The 1,204-nt window shown below is 62.8% G+C and carries 2 protein-coding genes and 1 pseudogene; all 3 read left to right on the top strand.

Annotated features, from left to right (window positions below; all coding sequences use genetic code 11):
- Positions 1-114 (top strand): annotated as a pseudogene (locus AWB67_RS40485) (DUF1348 domain-containing protein); the annotation flags it as partial.
- Positions 115-204: 90 nt separating this feature from the next.
- The gene (locus AWB67_RS38225; protein ID WP_087660894.1) at positions 205-822 is read left to right on the top strand and encodes a glutathione S-transferase family protein; all 618 of its coding nucleotides are present in this window, start codon (positions 205-207) and stop codon (positions 820-822) included.
- Positions 823-873: 51 nt separating this feature from the next.
- A partial coding sequence (locus tag AWB67_RS38220; protein ID WP_374729897.1) for a pyridoxamine 5'-phosphate oxidase family protein occupies positions 874-1,204 on the top strand: 331 nt, incomplete at its 3' end.

Genomic DNA, 1,204 nt, shown 5'->3' with positions numbered 1-1,204 from the left:
CGGCGCTACGCCTGCATCAATGACCTTCCGATCAACGAAGCCGAACGGCTCTTTCATTGGCCGCTCGGCAGGCGGCCCGACGATCACCCGGGGTTAAGCGATCTCGGCTTGTAGTCCATCGGCACGCATCGATACTGTCACAGCCCTGTGATGTGTCGTTGGCCGCGCGGATTTACCAGAACCCGCCCCTTAGAGGAGAACGCCATGAAGCTCTACTATCACCCGTTGTCCGGCCATTCGCATCGCGCGCGTCTGTTCCTGTCGCTGCTCGGTGTCGAGCACGAACTGGTCGAGGTCGACCTCATGAAAGGGGAGCACAAGTCGCCCGAGTTTTTGAAGCTGAACCGCTTCGGCCAGGTGCCAGCGCTCGTCGACGGCGGCACGACGATCGCCGACTCGAACGCGATCCTCGTGTATATCGCCAAGAAGCTCGGGAAGACGGAGTGGCTTCCGGAAACGCCTGAAGCGGCGGCGTCCATTCAGCGTTGGCTGTCCGTCGCCGCGGGGGAGATTGCGTACGGTCCCGCTGCGGCCCGACTGATCACGGTGTTCGGCGCCAAGCGCGATGCGGCAGAAGTAATCACCCGCGCGCACGCCGTGCTCAAGCTGATCGACGCCGAACTACAAGGGCGTGATTTCATCGCGCAGAGTCAACCGACGATCGCAGACATTGCTCTTTATAGCTACATCGCGCGTGCGCCCGAGGGCAATGTCGACCTGTCGGGGTATCCGAATGTGATTGCATGGCTGCGACGGATCGAATCGCTGCCCGGCTTCGTCGAGTTCAGGCAAACGCCGGCCGGCTTGACGGCTAACGCATGACGCCTCGCGAGACGTCCAAGGTACGGGCTCGGTCATAAAGAGGACGTGGACATGAGCGCAGCGTCGGGAATCGAAAAGGGGTCGCCGTGGCACTCAGGCGAGCTCGAAATGCAACGCTCACTCGGGGTGGCCGACAAGATGGACGAAGTCGGACGCCGTATCATCCGCGACTTCATGCCCGATCAACATCGCGCGTTTTTCGCGCAGCTTCCCTTCGTCGTGCTTGGCGCGGTGGATGGAAAAGGCGATGTGTGGGCCACGCTCATCGCGCAGACGCCCGGCTTCATGCAGTCGCCCACCCACAAGCTGCTGCGTATCAATGCCGTTCCGGATCCCGGCGATCCGGCGACGGCCGGGCAGGGCGACGGCGCCGCCGTAGGGC

The organism is Caballeronia terrestris, from assembly GCF_001544515.1.
Taxonomy (GTDB): domain Bacteria; phylum Pseudomonadota; class Gammaproteobacteria; order Burkholderiales; family Burkholderiaceae; genus Caballeronia; species Caballeronia terrestris.
This window is presented reverse-complemented; position numbering and strand designations above follow the sequence as displayed.